General features: G+C 70.7%; 18 protein-coding genes. 5 read left to right on the top strand and 13 right to left on the bottom strand.

Annotation, left to right across the window (positions count from 1 at the left end; all coding sequences use genetic code 11):
* The first annotated feature begins 15 nt into the window (after positions 1-15).
* Positions 16-1,359 carry an NADP-specific glutamate dehydrogenase gene (gene gdhA, locus DES41_RS28600; protein WP_114471011.1) on the top strand — a complete coding sequence of 448 codons (1,344 nt, stop codon included), beginning with the start codon at positions 16-18 and terminating at the stop codon, positions 1,357-1,359.
* A 13-nt stretch (positions 1,360-1,372) separates the two neighbouring features.
* On the opposite strand, the gene DES41_RS28595 is transcribed toward gdhA, so the two are convergent.
* The 4 genes from DES41_RS28595 to DES41_RS28580 all read right to left on the bottom strand — a co-directional run bounded on the left by DES41_RS28595 (position 1,373) and on the right by DES41_RS28580 (position 5,185).
* Positions 1,373-2,407 (bottom strand): endonuclease/exonuclease/phosphatase family protein, encoded by a 1,035-nt coding sequence (locus DES41_RS28595; RefSeq protein WP_114471010.1) that lies wholly within the window; start codon positions 2,405-2,407, stop codon positions 1,373-1,375.
* 63 nt (positions 2,408-2,470) lie between these two features.
* Positions 2,471-2,968, bottom strand: a complete 498-nt coding sequence (locus DES41_RS28590) for an arsenate reductase ArsC (protein WP_114471009.1) — start codon at positions 2,966-2,968, stop codon at positions 2,471-2,473.
* Positions 2,969-3,017: 49 nt separating this feature from the next.
* Entirely contained in the window at positions 3,018-4,358 is a 1,341-nt protein-coding gene (locus DES41_RS28585) for an ATP-binding protein (RefSeq protein ID WP_114471008.1), read from the bottom strand.
* Between the two features lie 47 nt (positions 4,359-4,405).
* Positions 4,406-5,185: a response regulator transcription factor gene (locus DES41_RS28580; RefSeq protein ID WP_114471007.1), complete on the bottom strand. Its 780-nt coding sequence runs from the start codon at positions 5,183-5,185 to the stop codon at positions 4,406-4,408.
* Between the two features lie 104 nt (positions 5,186-5,289).
* On the opposite strand from DES41_RS28580, the gene DES41_RS28575 reads away from it, so the two are divergent.
* Complete coding sequence (locus tag DES41_RS28575) at positions 5,290-7,359, top strand: TonB-dependent receptor domain-containing protein (protein WP_245965907.1); 2,070 nt, start codon at positions 5,290-5,292, stop codon at positions 7,357-7,359.
* Here the strand turns inward: DES41_RS28575 and DES41_RS28570 are convergent.
* The 7 genes from DES41_RS28570 to DES41_RS28540 all read right to left on the bottom strand — a co-directional run bounded on the left by DES41_RS28570 (position 7,356) and on the right by DES41_RS28540 (position 11,744).
* Positions 7,356-8,645 carry an RNA polymerase sigma factor gene (locus DES41_RS28570; RefSeq protein ID WP_114471006.1) on the bottom strand — a complete coding sequence of 430 codons (1,290 nt, stop codon included), beginning with the start codon at positions 8,643-8,645 and terminating at the stop codon, positions 7,356-7,358. The genes DES41_RS28575 and DES41_RS28570 overlap by 4 nt on opposite strands.
* Positions 8,645-9,055, bottom strand: a complete 411-nt coding sequence (locus DES41_RS28565) for a VOC family protein (RefSeq protein ID WP_114471005.1) — start codon at positions 9,053-9,055, stop codon at positions 8,645-8,647. The genes DES41_RS28570 and DES41_RS28565 overlap by 1 nt, the downstream gene beginning before the upstream one ends.
* A gap of 14 nt (positions 9,056-9,069) precedes the next feature.
* Positions 9,070-9,498 carry a YciI family protein gene (locus DES41_RS28560; protein WP_114471004.1) on the bottom strand — a complete coding sequence of 143 codons (429 nt, stop codon included), beginning with the start codon at positions 9,496-9,498 and terminating at the stop codon, positions 9,070-9,072.
* Positions 9,499-9,570: 72 nt separating this feature from the next.
* A complete protein-coding gene (locus DES41_RS28555) occupies positions 9,571-9,939 on the bottom strand; it encodes a YciI family protein (protein ID WP_114471003.1) in 369 nt (122 codons plus the stop codon).
* Positions 9,940-9,959: 20 nt separating this feature from the next.
* A complete protein-coding gene (locus DES41_RS28550; protein WP_114471002.1) occupies positions 9,960-10,190 on the bottom strand; it encodes a toxin-antitoxin system HicB family antitoxin in 231 nt (76 codons plus the stop codon).
* Positions 10,187-10,609, bottom strand: a complete 423-nt coding sequence (locus DES41_RS28545) for a putative toxin-antitoxin system toxin component, PIN family (RefSeq protein ID WP_114471001.1) — start codon at positions 10,607-10,609, stop codon at positions 10,187-10,189. Before DES41_RS28545 ends, DES41_RS28550 begins: the two co-directional genes overlap by 4 nt.
* 28 nt (positions 10,610-10,637) lie before the next feature.
* Positions 10,638-11,744: an MBL fold metallo-hydrolase gene (locus DES41_RS28540; RefSeq protein WP_114471000.1), complete on the bottom strand. Its 1,107-nt coding sequence runs from the start codon at positions 11,742-11,744 to the stop codon at positions 10,638-10,640.
* A 58-nt stretch (positions 11,745-11,802) separates the two neighbouring features.
* On the opposite strand from DES41_RS28540, the gene DES41_RS28535 reads away from it, so the two are divergent.
* The 3 genes from DES41_RS28535 (at position 11,803) to DES41_RS28525 (ending at position 16,629) form a co-directional block, all read left to right on the top strand.
* Entirely contained in the window at positions 11,803-14,241 is a 2,439-nt protein-coding gene (locus DES41_RS28535; RefSeq protein WP_114470999.1) for a DUF3772 domain-containing protein, read from the top strand.
* A gap of 118 nt (positions 14,242-14,359) precedes the next feature.
* A complete protein-coding gene (locus DES41_RS28530; protein WP_114470998.1) occupies positions 14,360-15,286 on the top strand; it encodes an SAM-dependent methyltransferase in 927 nt (308 codons plus the stop codon).
* Positions 15,283-16,629, top strand: a complete 1,347-nt coding sequence (locus tag DES41_RS28525; protein WP_245965906.1) for an APC family permease — start codon at positions 15,283-15,285, stop codon at positions 16,627-16,629. Before DES41_RS28530 ends, DES41_RS28525 begins: the two co-directional genes overlap by 4 nt.
* On the opposite strand, the gene DES41_RS28520 is transcribed toward DES41_RS28525, so the two are convergent.
* Together DES41_RS28520 and DES41_RS28515 are read right to left on the bottom strand one after the other, a co-directional pair.
* A complete protein-coding gene (locus DES41_RS28520; protein WP_114470997.1) occupies positions 16,630-17,787 on the bottom strand; it encodes a GGDEF domain-containing protein in 1,158 nt (385 codons plus the stop codon). It abuts the gene before it with no gap.
* Between the two features lie 119 nt (positions 17,788-17,906).
* Positions 17,907-20,252, bottom strand: coding sequence for an esterase-like activity of phytase family protein (locus tag DES41_RS28515; protein WP_211333105.1), 2,346 nt, complete (start codon positions 20,250-20,252; stop codon positions 17,907-17,909).
* Positions 20,253-20,263: the final 11 nt, after the last annotated feature.

The raw sequence follows: 20,263 nt of genomic DNA, 5'->3' as shown, positions 1-20,263 counted from the left end.
CTCTCCGCAGCACCCATGCCCTACGCCGATTGCCACGCCTTCATGGCCCATGTCGCCCAGCGCAACCCTGGCCAGCCCGAATACATCCAGGCCGTCACCGAAGTCATGGAAAGCCTGTGGCCCTTCATTGCCGAGCACCCGCGCTACGCGGAGCAAAGCCTGCTGGAGCGGCTAGTGGAGCCGGAGCGCATCGTGGTGTTCCGCGTGTCCTGGCAGGACGACCATGGCCAGATCCAGGTCAACCGCGGCTACCGCATCCAGCACAGCCTGGCCATCGGCCCGTACAAGGGCGGCCTGCGCTTCCACCCCTCGGTGAACCTGTCGATCCTGAAGTTCCTGGCGTTCGAGCAGACGCTCAAGAACGCGCTGACCACGCTGCCCATGGGCGGCGGCAAGGGCGGCTCGGACTTCGACCCCAAGGGCAAGAGCCCGGCCGAGGTCATGCGCTTCTGCCAGGCCTTCGCGAGCGAGCTGTTCCGCCACGTGGGCGCCGACACCGACGTGCCGGCCGGTGACATCGGCGTGGGCGGGCGCGAGGTCGGCTTCATCGCCGGCATGGTCAAGAAGCTGACCAACCGCGCCGACTGCGTGTTCACGGGCAAGGGCCTCTCCTTCGGCGGCTCGCTGATCCGGCCCGAGGCCACGGGCTACGGCACGGTCTACTTCGCGCAGGAGATGCTGGCGCACCAGGGCAAGTCGCTGGACGGCCTGCGCGTGTCGGTTTCGGGCGCCGGCAACGTCGCGCAGTACGCCATCGAGAAGGCGCTGGCGCTGGGCGCCAAGGTGGTCACGGTGTCGGACTCCAGCGGCACCGTGGTCGACGAGGACGGCTTCACCACCGAGAAGCTGGCCGAGCTCATGGAAGTCAAGAACCACCTGTACGGCCGCGTGGCCGACTACGCCAAGCGCGCCGGTGGCCGCTTCGAGAAGGGCGCCACGCCCTGGGGTGTCAAGGTCGACGTGGCCCTGCCCTGCGCCACGCAGAACGAGCTGACCGGCGAGGACGCGCGCCGCCTGGCCGACAACGGCGTGCTGTGCGTGGCCGAGGGCGCCAACATGCCGTCCACGCTGGAGGCCGTGAAGGTTTTCGAGCAGCGCGGCGTGCTGTTCGCGCCGGGCAAGGCCAGCAACGCGGGTGGCGTGGCCACCTCGGGCCTGGAGATGAGCCAGAACGCCATGCGCATCAGCTGGCCGCGCGAGGAAGTGGACGCGCGCCTCTTGGAGATCATGCGCAGCATCCACGGCGCCTGCGTGAAGCACGGCACGCGCAAGGACGGCAGCGTGAGCTACGTGGACGGCGCCAACATCGCCGGCTTCGTGAAGGTGGCCGACGCGATGATCGCGCAGGGCGTGCTGTAAGCCCTGCCCGCAGTCAGGCCGGTGACTTCGCCGTCACCGGCTTGTACTTGAACGCCGCGCGGATGATGCCGTGGTCGTTCGTCCCCAGCGCCTTGTGGTCCTCGAAGTTCAGGTGGTCGTTGTTGATCACCAGGCCGTCGAACATCCACAGCCGCTTCTTGCTGTTGTCGTAGAACTCCTGGCTCACGAGGATGTGGTCCAGCGACTCGCGGATGTCCTGGTGCACATGGGTGTAGTAGACATCGCGCGTGTCGCGGTACTCCTGCAGCGTCTGCGCCGTGTACAGCGCCAGGTCGCCGCCGCCCTCGGAATCGCCGACCAGGTAGCGCGGCTGCTCGGTCAGGATGTTGGCGGTGTTGCTGTGCTGGCCGTCGTTGATGTCGCCCAGCACGATGACCGGGGTGTCGTTGCCCTTCATCTGCTCGCTGAGCAGAAAGCGCAGCGCCGCCGCCTCGGCCGTGCGGCGGATGGTGGACAGCGCCGAGCCCAGGCCCTTGGCATGGCGGCCGTAGACGGTCTTGTCGTACCAGTCTTCCTTGAACACCTGCGTGGGCGCCTTCGACTTGAAGTGGCAGACATAGACCTGCACGGCCGGCTGCCCGTCGCGCGGCTGGATGGCGCAGTGCAGCACCGGGCGCGAGAAGCCCGCGATGTTGACTTCGATCTGCGGCGTCTGCGGGTCGTCGCCCTTGGAGCGCAGCACGAAGTTCTCCGGAAACCCGGTGATCCAGTCCGGCGCGCCCACCAGCAGCCCCTTGCGCACCAGCGCCGCGCAGACGATGTGCGTGCCATCCGCATCCGGCGGCACCAGCAGGTCGTACTGGTCGGCCAGGCCCGACGCATCCAGCGCCGCTGCCAGCGCATCGGCATGCCAGAGTTCCTGCACGCCCAGCACGTCGGGCGCGAGCAGCTTGAGCTGGTGGGCGGTCCAGGCGATCTTGAGGTCGTACTGCGCCTGCGTCCAACCGGCCCCCGTGTAGATCTTGCGGCCCGGCAGGTTCAGGTTATAGAGGTTGAAGGTGGCGATGGTCAGGCGGGACAGCTTCATGGGACGCTCCTGTGGCAAGGCCGATCTGACACCTTCAGCCGCGCGCCGGCAAGGTGCCGCAGGTCACGACGCCTGGCCGATCTGGCGCGCCTCGGCCTCCAGGACCAGGCGGTCGATGCGTGCGTCGGACAGGCTCACGAGCAGCGCGATGTGGCGGTGCAAGGCCTCGGCCGTGTGCACGAAGCGCTCGGCGTCGCGCGCGTCCCCGGCACGCGGGTCGGGGCAGGACCAGTGCGCCGTGGCGGGATGGCCGGGCCAGACCGGGCAGATCTCACCAAAGGCTTCGTCGCACAGCGTGACGATGAGGTCCATGTGCGGCGCGTCGGCGTGGCCGAATTCGTCCCAGCTCTTGCTGCGCAGGCCCTCGGTCGGCAGGCCGGTGCGCTGCAGCGCCTGCAGTGTGCGTGGATCGGCCTGGCCGTCGGCGGTCGGCTTGCTGCCGGCCGAATAGGCGGCGAAGCGGGCGCTGTCCAGCTGGCGCAGCAGCGCTTCGGCCATCAGGCTGCGCGCCGCGTTGCTGTTGCACAGGAAGAGGACGCGGATCGGAAACGGGTGTTGCATTCCCGGGGATTGTTCGGTCCACCGTGACAACGGCATGACGCCCCCTGGTTCAGCACGGCAGCGTGATCTCCACGCGCAGGCCGCCGCCCGCGCGGTTGGCCAGCCGGATCTCGCCCGCGTGGCGTTGCGCCACGCGCTGTGCAATGGCCAGGCCGAGCCCTGCGCCCTGGTGGCCGCTGCTGCGTGCCGGGTCGGACTGGAAAAACGGCGCGAACACCTGGTCCAGGTGCTCGGGGGCGATGCCGGGGCCGCGGTCGCGCACCGAGAGGCCCACCCTGCCCGGGTGCAGCGCCAGCGCCACATCGACCCGCCCGCCGCGCGGCGTGAAGCGCAGCGCATTGCGCAGCACGTTCTCCAGCATGCTGGCCAGCTCGGCCGCAGCGCCGTGCACCCGCACCGGTGCGTGCGGCGCCTGCCAGGCCACGGCCTTGCCGGCGGCCTCGGCCTCGTACGCCAGGTCGGCCACCGTCTCGCCCACCAGCGCCGCCAGATCCAGCGGCGCAGCGGCCAGCGCGCGCGGCTCGCGCAGGCGGCTCAGCCGCAGCACCTGGCCGGTCAGCGTGTCGAGCCGGCCGCATTCGCGTTCGATGCGGTCCAGCTGCGCCGGCATGTTCTGGCCGCCGCGGCGGGCAAGTTCCAGCGCCAGCCGCAGCCGCGTGAGCGGCGTGCGCAACTCGTGCGAGACATCGCGCAGCAGCATCTCCTGCGCCGAGACGAGTTCCTGCAGCCGCTGCGCGGTGGCGTCGAAATCGGCCGCCAGCGCGCCCAGCTCGTCGGTGCGCGCTGCCAGGGCCGGGCCCATGCGTGCGCCGAGCTCGCCGCGCGCCAGGCTGCGCAGCCCTTGCTGCACGCCCAGCACGGGGCGGATGATGTGGCGCGCCACCACCCAGCAGGCCAGGCCGCTCACGCACACCGCGCACAGGAACAGCAGCACCAGCACATGGGGCACGCCCAACACCTCGTAGGCCGAGGCGTCGAACGGCAGGAACAGCGCGAAGTGCACGCCGCCGTCGGCGCTCTCGATGGCCGGCACGTTCCACCACGAATCGGGCACCGGCACATGGGCGCGGTGCACGGCCGGGCCGGCGCCGGCCGGTGCGCCTTCCCACAGCGCGACGGTCTGCGCCAGGTTCAGCTTGACCCAGTCCTGCAACCGAACCGGCAACGACCGGCGCAGCAGTTCGCGCCCCTGGCGGTCCACCAGGAACACCCGCAGCGTCGGGTGGCCGGCCTCGGTCCGGCGCACCCACTGGCGCAGCGCCGCATCGCCGGCGCGGGCGGCGTGGCGCGCGGCCTGCGTCAGCTGTGCGGAACTCACGCCGTCCAGCGCGTGCAGCCGCGCCGAGGTGACGGCCAGCGTGAGGCCGATGCCGATCAACAGGATCAGCACGATCGCCGCCCAGAACGACAGGAAGATGCGGCGGAACAGGCGCGTGTTCAGGCCTGCACCTCCGCCGGCGCCGCAGCATGGAGCACATAGCCCACCCCCCGCGCGCTGCGCAACACGGGCACATGGGCCAGCGCGCCATCCAGGCGCAGCTTGCGGCGCAGGTTGCTCACATGCGTGTCCAGGCTGCGGTCGGTCGGCAGCAACGCCCGGCCCAGGCCCCAGCGCGTGAGCTGGGCGCGCGAGACCGGCCGGTTCGGCGCGCGCATCAGGGCCTCCAGGATGCGCGCCTCGGCCGAGGTCAGCACGACCGTCCTCCCGCCGATGGCCGCCAGCGCCTTGCGCGGCAACAGCGCCAAGGCGTCCAGGCGCAGCACCGGCTCGGGCTCCGCGGCGTGGGCGGCAGGGCGCAGGCCGCGCCGCAGCATGGCGAACAGCCGTGCGCGCAGCTCGCGCGGGTTGAAGGGCTTGGGCAGGTAGTCGTCCGCCCCTGCCTCCAGGCCCTTGATCCGGTCGTCCTCGGCGCCGTGCGCGCTAAGCATCAGCACGGGCGTCGGCCCCCCCTGCGCACGCAGGTGGCGCAGCAGGGCATAGCCGTCCAGCGTGGGCAGCATGACGTCGAGCAGCACCGCGTCGAAACGCTCGCGCCCCAGCCGCTCGGCGGCTTCGCCACCGTCGTGCGCGCAGTCCAGCTGCACCGGCTCGGCCTCCAGGAACTCCTGCAGCATGCTGCACAGGTCGACGTCGTCGTCGACCAGCAGAACGCGCGGCAGCGGGCCCGGCTCGGTGACGCCGGCCGCATTGCGCCACACGGTTTGCAAAGAATTCATAAGAAAGATCAACGACTGGTTACCGGTTCCTATTATCCCCGTTGCGAATATTTCTCATTTGTCACGCGCTCCGCGCCGACAGGAAACCCATCCAACGAGGTCCCGTGAACGCACGCAACAGCACCCGCAGCCTGGCCCTGGCGCCCTGCCTTCTGACCCTGGTACTGGCCCAGGCCTACGCGCAAGGCCAGCCGGCCGCGGCCGGCAGCGCGCAGGCGCTGCAGACGGTCGTCGTCACCGCCTCGGGCCAGGCGGTGGACATCAAGGAAGCCCCCGCCAGCATCAGCGTGATCACGCGCGAGGACATCGAGAAGAAGCCCGTCACCAGCATCGGCGAGCTGCTCTCGACGATCCCCGGCGTGACCGGTGGCACCGCGGCCACCGGCCCGCAGTCGAAGATCAAGCTGCGCGGCCTGCCCGACAAGTACACGCTGATCCTGGTCGACGGCAAGCGCCAGGGCAGTTCGGCCGGCGTGAACTACCGCGACGACCTGGGCCAGCAGGACCTGGACTGGATCACGCCCGAGATGATCGAGCGCATCGAGGTCGTGCGCGGCCCGATGTCCTCGCTCTACGGCTCGGACGCCATGGGCGGCGTGATCAACATCATCACGCGCAAGATCGGCACGCGCTGGGCCGGCTCGGTCACGGCCAACTATTCCAGGCCCAGCGACTCGGAGCGCGGCGACCGCAAGCAGACCGGCTTCAACATCAGTGGCCCGGTGTCCGACCGGATCGGCCTGCGCATCGGCGGCAACTACACGCAGCGCGATGCCGACGAGTCCACGGGCGGCTTCACGGGCGGCTACCAGTCCACTGGCGGTTCGCGCAACCAGAGCCTCAACGCGCTGCTGAACTGGCAGCTCACGCCCGACCAGGTGCTGGGCTTCGAAGCCGGACAGGGAACGCAGCGCGCCCTCGGGTCCAACGCCGTCGATGCCGATGGCGACCCGCTGGTCGGCGCCTGGGGCCTCAGCAAGCTGGTGCACACCAACCTGGGCCTGAGCCACGACGGCAAGTGGGGCGATGTGCGCTCCAGGATCAACCTCACGCACCACCGGTACGAGGACAAGGGCGACACCATCGGCAACAACTCGCGCGAGACCACGCTGGACGGGCGCGTCGACATGCCGCTCAAGCTGCTGGGCTTCGACCAGGCGCTGACGGTGGGCATGCAATGGCGCCGCGAGGAGCTGGAGAACCGCGACACCATCGGCCTGGCGCCGATCGACTACAGCGGCCAGCCCGTGGACGGCGCGGCGCTCAGCAACAGCACCTGGGCGCTGTTCGGCGAAGACAGCATCTTCCTGCGCGAGAACCTCTCGCTGACGCTGGGCCTGCGCATGGACCGCCACAAGAAGTACGGCACCAACTGGAGCCCGCGCGCCTACGTGGTCTACCACCCGGCCGAGGCCTGGACGCTGCGCGGCGGCGTGTCGCGCGGCTTCCGTGCGCCGGGCCTCAAGGAGAACTCCGCCAGCGCGGCCACGCAGTCCGGCGGCAATGGCTGCCGCAGCCTGGCCGGCATGGGCTGGACCAGCACCAGCGTGAACGCCGACGGCACGCGCGGCTGCTACATGGCCGGCAACCCGAACCTGCAGCCCGAGACCAGCATCAACCACGAGCTGGGCCTGGGCTACGACCAGGGTGGCTGGTCGGCCGGCGCGACCTACTTCCACACCAACTTCCGCAACAAGATCGACTACCAGCCGCTGGGCCTGTTCAACGGCTACTGGTGGACGCGCATGGAGAACGCCCAGCGCGCCCGCACGCGCGGCCTGGAGGCCTATGTCAACGTTCCGCTGGCCAAGGGCCTGGAGTGGAAGAACAACTTCACGCGCATGTTCGAGTCCAAGAACCTGACGACCGGCGCCGCGCTGCTGGCCGTGCCCAAGCTCGTTGCCACTTCGGCGCTGAGCTGGCAGATCCAGCCGGCCTGGAGTGCCGATGTCAGTGCCCGCTACACCGGCAAGGAGGTGGTGGTGACGGGCGCGGCCACCACCTTCGCCGAGGCCTACACCACGGTGGACCTGGCGACCAACTACCGCGTGAGCGAGGCGCTGACGCTGCGCGCCGGCGTCATCAACGTGGGCGACAAGCAGACCCGCGAGACCGGTGCCAACTACGACAACGGCGGGCGCATGTACTTCGTCGGCGCCACGGCGCGCTTCTAGCCCTGGGCAGCGGCCTGGGCAGCGCGGGCCAGCAGCAACGTGCGCTCGGCGCCATTGCCGGCCATCCCGGCGGCGCGCAACCATTCGGCCTGGGCTTCGGCATGCCGGCCCAGCTTGCCCAGCAGGTCGGCGCGCACGCTGGGCAGCCACTGGTAGTTGCGCAAGGCCTTGTCGTCCTGCAGCCGGTCGACCAGCACCAGCGCCGCGGCCGGGCCCTCGGCCATGCCGACCGCCACGGCGCGGTTCAGTTCGACCACGGGCGAAGGCGCCAGCTGCGCGAGGCGGCCGTACAGCGCGGCGATGCCGGCCCAGTCCGTCTGCGCGGCCTGGGCCGCGCGCGCATGGCAGGCGGCAATGCCGGCCTGCAGCGCGTAGAAGCCATCGGCACCGCCGAGTGCGGCCGCGCGTTCCAGCGCCGCCAGGCCGCGGCGGATCAGCAGCCGGTCCCAGCGGCCACGGTCCTGGTCGGCCAGCAGCACGGGCCGGCCGGCATCGTCCACGCGCGCAGCCGCGCGGGAGGCCTGCAGCTCCATGAGCGCGATGAGGCCCCAAGCCTCGGGCTCCGCGGGCGCCAGGCCGGTCAGCATGCGGCCCAGGCGCAGCGCCTCCTGCACCAGTTCGGGCCGCATCCAGTCGTCGCCGGCCGTGGCCGTGTAGCCCTCGTTGAAGACCAGGTAGACCACCTCCAGCACCGAGGCCAGGCGTTCGGCCAGCGCCTCGCCCTGCGGCAGCTCGAAGGCCACGCCAGCGTCGCCCAGCGTGCGCTTGGCGCGCACGATGCGCTGCGCAATGGTGGGCTCGGGCACCAGGAAAGCGCGCGCGATCTCCTGGGTCGACAGGCCGCCCAGCAGCTTGAGCGTGAGCGCCACGCGTGCGTCGGCCGACAGCACCGGGTGGCAGGCGGTGAAGATCAGCCGCAGCAAATCGTCGCCGATCTGGTCGGCGCGCGCGGCGTCCAGCGCATCGACGAAGTCCGGCACGACCAAGGCCTCCTGTGCTTGCAGGTCGTGGCCCACCTGCTCCAGCTTGTCGGCCTGCAGCTTGTCGCGCCGCAGGTGGTCCAGCGCCCGGCGCTTCGCCACGGTCGTGAGCCAGGCGCCCGGGTTGTCGGGCACGCCGTCGCGCGGCCAGTGCTCGAGCGCGGCGATCAGCGCGTCCTGCGCCAGCTCTTCGGCCACCCCGATGTCGCGCGTCATGCGCGCGACCACGGCCACGATCCTGGCGGACTCGATGCGCCAGACCGCGGCAATCGCTTTGTGGGTTGCGGCGTGCGTGGCGGCCTGCATCAGGCTTGCGGCGGCTCGCCCGACATGTGGACCAGCTCCCAGACATGCCCGTCCAGGTCGGTGAAGCCATGGGAGTACATGAAGCCGTAGTCCTGCGGCTCGTTCGGCACGGTGGCCCCGGCCGCGCGGGCCTTGCGCACCAGCTCGTCGACCTCCTCGCGGCCGCTGCACGACAGGCAGACCAGCACCTCGACGCTCTGGTGCGCGTCGACGATGGCCTTCTTCGTGAAGCTCTGGAAGAAGGGCTCGACCAGCAGCATGGCGAACAGGTTCTCGCCCAGCACCAGCGAGGCGCCCTGCTCGTTGGTGAACTGCGGGTTGAACTCGTAGCCCAGGCTGCGGAAGAAGGCCTGGCTGCGCGCCATGTCCTTGATGGGCAGGTTGACGAAGATCTGTGCGTGTTGCGGCATGGGAAGTCTCCTGTTCAAAAAGTGCCGATGGTCTTGAAGCGGTCGGTGGTGTCGCCCGGCGGGAAGTCGGCCACCTCGTACAGCTGGCGCACCTCGATCTCGGCCGGCTGGCCGGCACCCACCGGGTTCGGGAAGCGGCGCGCCCATTCCAGGGCTTCTTCGCGCGAACGCACCTGGATCAGCGTGTAGCCGGCCACCAGCTCCTTGGCCTCGGCGAAGGGGCCGTCGACCACGGTGCGCTTGTCGCCGGCGCCGTAGCGGATGCGCCAGCCCGCGGACGTGGGCTTGAGGCCGGCCGCGTCCAGCAGCACGCCGGCGCGCGCCAGCTCCTCGTGGTAGGCGGCCATGGCCGCGTACATCCCGGCGTGCGCCGGATCGTCGGGGACCGGCTGCGTCTCGGCCTCGAACGCCGGCACGGACCGGACCAGAATCATGAATCGCATGGTGTTCTCCTGTGGACCATGCCTGCACGACGAAGCGCCCTGCGCCGATTCGACAGCCGCCGCGTAGAAACTTCAGGCCGGCCGGCCGTCGTCCCAGCAGGGCGCCAGGCCGCGCACCTCGACCGTGCACCACTCGGCCGCCGGGCATTGGGCGGCAATGGCCAGCGCTTCCTCGCGCGTGCCGCAGTTGAGCAGGAAGAAGCCACCCACCATCTCCTTGGCCTCGGCGAACGGCCCGTCCAGCAGTTGCGTCTTGCCGGCGCGGCGCTGCACACGCGTGGCGGCGTGCTCGGAGGCCAGCGATTCGGCGGCCACCAGCAGGCCGCGTTCCTTCAGGTCGGCGCCGAAGCGCAGCATGGCGTCGTAGGCCGCGCGGCCTTCGGCCTGGCTGCGCGTGGCGCGCTGGCCGACGGGTTCGTGGATCAGCAGCAGGTAGGACATGGTCTCAGCACTTCAGAACGTCAAAGGTCCGCCGTGTCGTCTACATCGGGCACGGCGCGCAGGTAGCGGTCGAAGGCCTGGCGTTGACCCTGCGCCGCCTCCTCGCGCAGGAACTCCAGCGTCAGCACGGCGGCCAACTTCTCGGCGGCGGCGCTGGCGATGAACTGGTTCACGGAGATTTCGTCGCGCGCCGCCAGTTCGCGGATCTTGGCGTGGACCGAGTTGGGCAGGCGGATGGTCAGTGCCGTCATGGCGGGCTCCTCAGTTGCTGCAGAAAGTTCGCGGGCGTCAGGGCCTCGATGCCAAAGAAGTCAATGCGGCGGAAGTCCTGAACGTTGTGCGTGACCAGGTAACGGCTCCCGGAGGCCACGGCGCATTCGAGCACCATATCGTCGTCCGGATCGCGCAGGAACGGCCGCCACAGGTAGTGGATGTCCTGCAGATGAGAGAGGGACGCAAGGTATCGCAGGAAGGCCAGGACATCGCTGGCATCCAGCCCGGGCGGCACATGCTCAGGCCGCGTCAGCACCGCTTGCCACTCCGTGTACAGCGCGACCGACAGCGCCGGCTTGAAGCGCCGGTCCGGCAGCCCCGCCACGAGTTCGAAGCTTGCGCCCCGCCGCGAGCGGGCCGCGGCAACCAGAACACAGGTGTCCAGCACAACGACCATGGTTACACCAGTATAACCATCGACCGGCTCAGCGCAAGCCCTCCCACCAGAGCCGGTTGGCCCGCGGCGCGCCCACCGTCAGCACCTCGCCGATCTCGGGCGTGGCCAGGTCGATGCCCTTGGCCTGGGCCAGCGCCGCCAGTTCGGCCAGCGGCGCCTGCCAGCGGTGGAAGGCGAGGTCGAAGGTGCTGTTGTGCACGCTGTACAAGGTCTTGCCGCGCAGGTCGCCGAAGGCGCGCACCGTCTCCTCGGGCGTCATGTGGACGGACGGCCACCAGGCGTCGTAGGCGCCGTTCTCCATCAGCGCGATGTCGAAGCCGCCGAAGCGCGCACCGATCTGCGCGAAGCCGCCGAAGTAGCCCGAGTCGCCGCTGTAGTAGATGCGCTGGCCGCCAACCTCCAGCACCCAGGACGACCACAGCGTGGCGTCGCGGTCCCACAGGCCGCGGCCGGAGAAATGCTGCGAGGGCGTGGCCGTCAGTTGCACGCCGGCATGCGTGGCCGCCTGCCACCAGTCGAACTCGGTGATGCGCTCGGGCGCCACGCCCATCTCGACCAGCCGCCGGCCGACGCCCAGCGGCACGAAGTAGCGCTGCACCCGGTCCTTGAGGTATTCGATGGTCGGCACGTCCAGGTGGTCGTAGTGGTCGTGCGAGAGGATCAGGCCCTCGATCGGCGGCAGCTCGGTCAGCGCCAGCGGTGGCGCATGGAAGCGCTTGGGACCCATGAAGCTGAAGGGCGAGACGCGCTCGCCGAACACCGGGTCGATCAGCCAGTAGCGCCCCTGCAGCTTGAGCAAATGCGACGAGTGGCCCAGGCGCACGATGTGGTTGGCGTCCGCCGGCAGCGCGGCGAGCCGGTCCTGCGTGAGCGGACGCACCGGGATCGCGTCCACCGGCACCGTGCCCTCCTTCTTGCCGAAGAAGAAGCGGCTCCAGATGCGCCAGCCCTCCTGCGAGGGCTTGGCATCGGGGTTGGCCGGGTTGCGGAAGCGGCAGCCGTCGGCCTCGTACTGCGGGGAGGCCGCGAGGCCGGTCTCGCAGGCCTGGGTGCTGGCGCAACCGCCCAGCACCAGCAATGCGAGCAGGCCGACGGTGCGGGCCAGGAAACGCCGGTCGAAAGCAAATGCAGGCATGGGAAACAAGAGGTGCAGCGCGAGAAAGCGCGGCCGCGAGCTTACCTATGATCCGCGGATGATCTGGTCCCGTCGCCCCGCCGCATTGGCCGCCGCCTTCCTCCTCCTGCTGGCCCTGGGCGTGGGCCTGCACCCCTCGCACGCCCAAACGCCGCAACCAGCCGCCACGCCGGCCACCCCTGCCCCTGCCCCTGCCCCTGCCCCGGCCGAGCCCCTGCCCGACGTGGGCACCCTGCGCAGCGATTTCGAGAAGCTGCCCGAGGCCGCCGTCGGCGCCGACGCCGTGCGCGCGCTGCAGGCCCGCTACGGCGCGCTCATCGTGGGCGCCAACAAGGTCATCGCGGCCCGCACCGGCCAGCTCAAGGATCTCAACGCGCGGCTGGGCGAGCTCGGCCCCGCGCCCGCTGCAGGCGCCAGCGAAGACCCCGACATCACGCGCCAGCGCCAGACCCTCACGCGCGAACGCAACGGTGTAGACGCCGACATCCGCCTGGCGCGCCTGGTGGTGGTCGACGCCCAACAGCGCAGCGACGACCTGCGCAACCGCCAGCGCGACCTGTTCGAGGCCCAGCTGACCGGCCGCGCGCCCTCGCCGCTGGGCAGCGTGTTCTGGCAGCAACTGGCCGACGCCTGGCCCGACGACCAGGCGCGCCTGTGGCCGCTGATCGACGAACTCCGGATGGCCCTGCAGCGCATGGGCCAGCCCGGCCACATCGGCCCGGTGCTGCTGGCGCTGGCGCTGGCGGTGCTGGCCATGACCGTGGGCGACCTGGCGGCCGAGCACGGCATGGCGCGCCTGGCGCAGCGCCTGCTGCCGCGGGGCCGGCTGCGCCGTTCACTGTTGGTGATCGCCATCGTCACCGTGAACCTGGTCGTGGTGGCGCTGGCCATGCGTGGCCTGCTGCACACGCTGCGCGCGCACGCCGCGTTCGGGCCGCTCAGCAGCAAGCTGGTGGCGCTGGCCGACGACTCGGTGCTGTTCATCGCCTTCGTCACCGGCCTGGGCCGCGCGCTGCTGGCCAACCGGCGGCCGTCCTGGCGGTTGCCGCGCATCCCGGACGCGCTGGCGCTGCGGCTCAATCCCTATCCCTGGCTCTTCGCACTGGTGGGCGTGCTGGTCTGGATCCCCACGCAGATCAGCGAAATCGTCGGCGCCAGCCTGGCCGCCGTGCACCTGGTGCAGACCGTGACGGCGCTGGCGCTGGCGCTGCTGATCCTGGGCGCGCTGCTGCGCCTGAATGGCCCGCACGCCGCCGCGCAAACACCCGCGGCCGAGGGCGATGCGGCGCCAGCCGAGACCGCACGCCCGTTGTGGGTCGGACTGGCGATGGGCTCGGTGGCGCTGGCGCTGGTCGGCGTGATCGTGCTCACGGTGGCCGGCTACATGACCATCGGCAGCCTGCTCGCCGCGCAGCTGGCCTGGACCGGCCTGGTGGGCGTGACCTTCTATGTGCTGTTCAAGTTCGCCGACGACCTGTGCATGGCCGTGGTGGCGTCCAGGAGCGATTTCGGCCAGCGGCTGCAGCGCGGCTTCGGCTTCGCGCCGGCCACGCTGGACCAGGCCGCCGTGGTGCTGTCGGCGCTGGCGCGGCTGGTGCTGTTCTTCTACATGGTCATCGCGCTGCTGGCGCCACTGGGCACGCGGCCCGACGAGGTGCTGGAGCAGACCGGCCGCATCGGCAGCGGGCTCAAGATCGGCGAGTTCCAGCTGGTGCCGGCCGCGATCTTCAGCGCGCTGGCGGTGCTGGTGGGCGGCTTCGTCGCGCTGCGCGTGTTCCAGCGCTGGCTGCGCGAGCGCTACCTGCCCACCACCACCATGGAGCCTGGCATGCAGAGCTCGCTGGCCACGCTGCTCAACTACGTGGGCGTGGTGCTCGTGGTGGCCGCCGGGCTGTCGGCCCTGGGCATCGGCGTGAACCGCATTGCCTGGATCGCCAGCGCGCTGTCGGTGGGCATCGGCTTCGGCCTGCAGGCCATCGTGCAGAACTTCATCTCCGGCCTGATCCTGCTGGCCGAACGGCCCGTGAAGGTCGGCGACTGGGTGGTGCTGGGCACGACCGAGGGCGACATCAAGCGCATCAACGTGCGCGCCACCGAGATCCAGCTGGGCGACCGCTCCACCGTCATCGTGCCGAACTCGGAGTTCATCACCAAGACCGTGCGCAACATGACGCTCAGCAACGCCGAGGGCCGCGTGCTGATCCGCCTGCCGATGCCACTGGCGACCGACGCACCCAAGGTGCGCGAGATCATGCTCGCGGCCTGCGCCGCCCACCCCAAGGTGTTGCCGACGCCCGCCCCCTCGCTCTCGCTGGAAGGCGTGGAGACCGGCATGCTGGTGTTCCAGGCCATCTGCTACGTGGACGGGCCGCGCACGGCCGGCGGCGTGCGCAGCGACCTGCTGTTCGCCATGCTCGACGCGTTCCGCCAGGCCGGCGTGGAGATGGCCGCGCCGCCGACGGTGGTGATGCCGCCGCTACCACCCGCACCGGTCTGAAGTCCGCAAAGACCCTGGGGGCGTCGCACCCGCGGCGCGGCGGGCACTCCACAATGCCCCCGCCCAGCCGCGCTGCACGGGGCACTGCGGACTGTCTCCCCAGAACCAAGGACCCACAGTGACGACCATCGCCCAGGCCTCTCTGTCCCGCCGGCTCGCCGTGCTTTCGCTGGCCGGCTTTGCGGCATCCACGTTCGCCCAGAGCAACAGCAGCTACGAGCCCCAGCGCGGCCAGGCCGGCAAGGATGTGATCTGGATCCCCACGCCGGACGAGACCGTCACGCGCATGCTGCAGATGGCGGAGGTCAAGCCCACGGACCGCGTGTTCGACCTGGGCTCGGGCGACGGCAAGATCGCCATCGCCGCCGCGCGCGAGTTCGGCGCACGCGCCACCGGCCTCGAATACAACCCCGACATGGTGGGCCTGTCCAGCCGGCGTGCGCAGCAGGCCGGCGTGGCCGACAAGGTGCAGTTCCGCCAGGCCGACATCTTCCAGGCCGACTTCTCCAGCGCCACCGTGGTCACCATGTACCTGCTGCCCGCGCTGAACCTGCGGCTGCGCCCGCTGCTGTTCAAGATGGCACCGGGCACGCGCGTGGTCTCGCACTCGTTCACGATGGGCGACTGGACGCCGGACGAGACCGCCCGCGCCGGCTACGGCGATGTCTACCTGTGGCACATCCCGGCAAACGCCTCGGGCAACTGGAAGCTCAGCGGCACCGGCCTTCCCGACACGACGCTCGCGCTGGCGCAGCGCTACCAGGTCCTGAGCGGCGACGCGGGCTTCGGCGAGCTGCGCGCCAGCCTGGTGCGCCCGCGCATCGTCGGTGCGCAGATCGCCTTCGGCCTGCGCGATCCCAAGGGCCAGCTCTGGCAGTTCGAGGGCCAGGTGGCGGGCGACCGCATCACGGGCACGGCGACAAGGCCAGGGCAGCCGGGTGTGCCGTTCGAGGCGCGCCGCGCTGGCGACGCCTCGCCCATCGTGCCCACCACCGCAGCCGCTGAACAGGACGCCAGCGCGTTCGCTGCGAGCACCGCCCGATGACATCGCCGGCGGCCACCGCGCCGCTGACGATGCGCCATGCCATCGCCATCACGGTGGGCGTGGTCATCGGCGCGGGCATCTTCAAGGCGCCCTCCCTGGTCGCCGGCAGCGTGCCCACGGCGGGCTGGATGTTCGCGCTGTGGGTGGCGGGCGGCCTCATCGCGTTGGTCGGCGCGCTGTGCTACGCCGAACTGGCCACCACCTACCCGAGCGCGGGCGGCGAATACCACTTCCTGTCGCGCGCCTTCGGCCGTGGCACGGCGCTGCTGTACGCCTGGGCGCGCTTCTCCGTCATCACCACCGGCTCGATCGCGCTGCTGGGCTTCGTCTTCGGCGACTACATGACGCAGCTGCTGCCGCTGGGCACCTACAGCAGCGCGCTGTGGGCGGCGATCGCCACGGTGGTGCTGACGGGCATCAACCTGCGCGGCATCCGCAGCGGGGCCGAGACGCAGTCCTGGCTCACGGCCGTGGAGGTCGGTGGGCTGGTGCTGATCGTGGCGGCCGCGCTGTGGTTCGCCGTGGGCTCGGGCAGCGCCCCGCCGCCACCGGCGGCCGCACCCGGCCCGGTCTCGCTGGCCGGGGTGGGCTTCGGCATGGTCTTCGTGCTGCTGACCTTCGGCGGCTGGAACGATGCGGCTTACATCAGCGCCGACCTGCAGGACCGCCGTGCCATCGCGCGCGCGCTGCTGGTCTCGGTACTGTTCCTGACCGCGCTGTACCTGCTGGTGAACTGGGCCTACTGGTCGGTGCTGGGCCTGGCCGGCATGGCGAAGTCGCAGGCCGTGGCCACCGACGTGCTGACCGCCGCCTTCGGCCCGGGCGCCGGCAAGCTGATCGCGGCCATGGTCGCGGCGGCGGCGCTGACCTCGATCAACGCCACCATGATCGTGGGTGCGCGCACCGCCAGCGCGCTGGGCCAGGACTGGCCGGCGCTCAAGGTGCTGGCCGCCTGGGACGAAGAGCGCCGGGTGCCGCGCAACGCGCTGCCGATCCAGTGTGTGCTGGCGCTCTTGCTGATCGTGCTGGGCGTGGCCTTCAAGGGCGGCTTCCAGGCCATGGTGGAGTACACGGCGCCGGTGTTCTGGCTGTTCTTTCTGCTGGTGGGCATCGCGCTGTTCCGGCTGCGCGCCATCGACGGCGCGCGCGAGCGGCCGTTCCGCGTGCCGCTGTACCCCGTGCTGCCCGCGCTGTTCTGCGCCAGCAGCGCCTACATGCTGTGGTCCAGCCTGGGCTATGTGTACTCGCAGCAGCTGGGCGGTTTCAACGCCGCCTGGGTGGGCGTGGGCGTGCTGGCCAGCGGGCTGGTGGTGCTGGTGCTGATGCGCACCACCAAGGACTGATCAAGCCGCGGCCGCGACCACCACCCGGTTGCGCCCCAGCCGCTTGGCCTCGTACAGCGCCGCATCGGCACGCGCCAGCACCGCCGCCAGGCTGGTGTCGCCCTGCCGCACGCAGGCCACGCCCACGCTGACGGTGCAGGCGGGCGCCCTGGCCGTGGCCGGCAGGCGGGCCACGGTCTCGCGCATGCGCTCGGCCACCATGCGCGCCTCGCCAGCGCCGGTCTCGGGCAGCAGCACCAGGAACTCCTCGCCACCGTAGCGGCCGAGCCGGTCGACGTTGCGCAGCGCATGGCCCAGCGCGTCCACCACCCGCGCGAGCACGCGGTCGCCCGTGGCATGGCCATGGCCATCGTTGATGGACTTGAAGTGGTCCACATCCACCATCAGCAGCGCGAAGCCGTGGTCGAAGCGCTGCCAGCGCCCGAACTCGCGCGTGCAGTCCTCCAGCACCACGCGGCGCGCGAGCGCGCCGGTCAGGCTGTCGTGGTTGGCCAGGTGCTCGAACTCCGAGCGCAGGCGCTCGCTGGCCATCAGCAGCACGCCCACGCTGACCAGCAGCACCGAGAAGCTGAAGGTGGCCACGTAGACCGACTGCATGACCGAGGGCGCAAAGCGGTGGCTGGTGGGCGTGTCCAGCCAGAAGGTGGAGACCGCGCGCGCCACCAGCACCAGGGTCTGCACCGCGAGCACGCCGGCCGTGAAGCGCGCTGCGAAGCCAGGGCCCGGGCGCCGCAGCAGCAGCCGGATGTGCAGCACCAGCACCACCGACAGCGTGCCCGCGAACAAGGCCAGGCGCAGCCGGTAGTCCGGATACCCGATGAGGAAGAACACCTGCCAGAGCAGCAACAGCACGCCGACGGCGGCCCAGGGCCGCCAGCCGCTGCGCAGGCCGTAGAAGCGCCGCGTGCCGAAATAGAACAGCGCGCAGCCGCTCATGAGCAGGCCGTTGCCGAAGACGACGGTCGCGAGCGGCGCAAACAGGTTCTCCAGCCCGTAGAACACGGTCGAGGAGGCCGCCACCATGGGCGCCAGGCCCCACAGCCACATGCCGCGGATCGAGCCCGGGTAGTGCCGCCTGAGCATGAGCAGCACGAAGCCCATGGCCACGCTGGTCATGAACGCCATCAGGGTCAGGGAACGCAGATCCAGGGCGAACATGGCACGGGGCGGCGCAGGAACCGGGGCGACCGGGCAAAAAGAGGAGGCGCGAGGGTACCGTATCCGGCCCCTGCGCTCTCCCCCTCGCGCCCTTCCGCCGAGTCCTGCGGCGGGCGGGATCAGCCGCCCGAGAGCTGCCCCAGCCGGATCAGCTGCGTCTCGCCGCTGTTGGCACCGTCGTCCACGCCGTCGTTGTCGTTGACGACGATCCACTCGCCGTTGGCCAGGCGCGCCAGGCCCTCGATCTTCTCGACCACGTTGCCGCCCGGGGCCTTGAGATCGGGCAGCAGGTCACGCACCAGCGTCTTGGCCAGCACGGCGCCGTCCGCCTGGCCGGTCAGGTCGATGCGGTACAGGCGCTTGATGCGCGCGTCCGGGCCGCCCTGGTTGTCGCGCTCCACCAGCATGAAGCGGTTGTTGCCCATGGCGGTGATGTCCGACAGGCCGACCCAGCCGCCGTTGGGCGAGGCCACGGCGTCCAGCGGGTAGAACATGAACTGCCAGGTCTTGGCCGTGAGGTCGTAGACGCCGATGCGCGGCCGCGTCTCGCCGGCCCAGGCGCGCTGGAAGGCCACCACCAGCTTGCCGTCGGATTCGGCGATGCCCTCGAAGCCGAAGCGCTGCTGCCTGGCGTTGACATCGGCCGGCAGCTGGATGATCTCCTGCACCACGCCCGTGGCCGTGAGCTTGAACACCAGGTTGGCCGACAGCACCGGACGCGCGGCCTCGCCCACCGTGCCTGCGCCTTCGGAGGCGATCCAGAAGCCGCCGCCCTGCGCCGCACTGGCCAGCGCAATGCCCTCCGGGTCCAGGTTGACCGTGCCGTCGGCATTGACCATGGCCGCCAGGTCGGTCGCGTCGAAGGCATTGGCGTCCTTCGCGGCGGGCAGCGTCGCGGCCAGCGCGGCGATCTTGCCGTCGGGGTCGGTGATGCGGATCTCGCGTTGCAGCTTGGCCGGCTTGCCGGCGGTGTCGATCTCGAAGATGCGGTTGCCGCGGAAGAAGCTGTCGTCGATCGCGTAGACGATGGCGCCCGTGGGCGCCGCGGCCAGGCCAGAGAGCGCGGACCACGGAATCGGCGTGCCGTCGGCGCGGTCGGCCGACTGGATGGTCGGGTAGGCCGGCGCGGCCGTCTGGTACTGGTAGATGTTGAGGCTGGAGCGCACCAGGCTGGCCCGGTCGTCCGCCTCGCTGGCGACGATCAACAGCTTGCGCGAGGGGATGGCCAGCACGCCCTCGGGTGCCAGCGCGGTCGGCAGCACCTGCTTGAAGGCCGGCACGTCCGGCTGGCTCATGTCGTAGACCGAAACCACGCTGGAACGCTCGGAAGCCACGAACACATAGTCCGTGCCGTCGAAGCGGCCGAAGGCGACGTTCTCCGGCTCGTTGCCCTTGGCGTCCGAGCGCTTGTCGTTGTAGTGGCCCACGCGCGCCACCAGGTGCTCCAGCGCATTGCCGGCGTCCCAGACCACGTTGCCTTCGCTGTTCCACACCGTGAAGCCGCGGCTGCCGCCGTTCAGGTCGCCCTCGTTGGCGGTGGCGAAGCGGGTCCGCGAGAGCCAGGTCACGCCGTCGGGCTCGCGCATGCGGTTCGCCTGCGACTGGGTGAAGCTGACCTGGTTGGGGCGCGGCGCGTCCGTCAGGTCGACCTGCGCCAGGTCGACGGATCCGGCGCTGAAGTGCCGCGTGACCTTGCCGCTGGCCAGGTCCACCAGCGCGATGTGGTTGTTCTCCTGCAGCGTGACGACGGCGACGTTGTCGTCGTTGATGGCCACGTATTCGGGCTCGGGGTCGCTCGGGTACAGCGCGGCGATGCCGGTCAGGTCCACGGTGCGCGTCTTCCAGGCGCCCGGGGCGCCGGCCACGTCCACGATCACCAGGCTGCCACCCGGCAGCTGCGGCGGTGCGCCGTCGCCGAGGTCTTCGTCGCGTTCGTTCTCGATGGCGACGGCCAGGTACTTGCCGTCTCGGCTCACGGCGATGGAGTCGGGCTGGCCCGGCAGCACGATCTCCGCCACGGCCTTGCGCGTGGCGATGTCCACCACCACCAGCTTGCCGCTCGGCGCGGTGAAGCTCGGCGAGGTGTTGACGGCCACGATGGCGTGCGCCCCCAGCACGGTGACCGAGGTCGGCTCGCCGCCCATGGCCAACGCACCCAGGGGCTTGGGGGCCTTCACGTCGGTGATGTCGACGAAGCCGATCTCGCCCTTGGGGCTGTTGCTGTAGACCAGCGTCATGCCGTCTTCGCTCGCGGCGACGATCTCGGCCGCCGTCACCTCATCGGATTCGCAGGATGCGCCGATCTGGCTGCAGACCGTGAAGGTCGCCGTGCGGTTGAAAAATTTGTTGGCGTCGGGCACCGACGCGGCGGGCGTGTCGCCGTCGCTGCCGCAGGCCACCAGCACGGCCGACAAGGCCACGGTCGACAGGCCGCTGATCGCCAGCGACATCCAGTTCTTTTGCAAGGCTCGCTCCT

The organism is Pseudorhodoferax soli, assembly GCF_003337555.1.
GTDB lineage: Bacteria > Pseudomonadota > Gammaproteobacteria > Burkholderiales > Burkholderiaceae_C > Pseudorhodoferax > Pseudorhodoferax soli.
The sequence above is the reverse complement of the archived record's forward strand: the minus strand, read 5'-3'. Positions and strand labels throughout refer to the sequence as shown.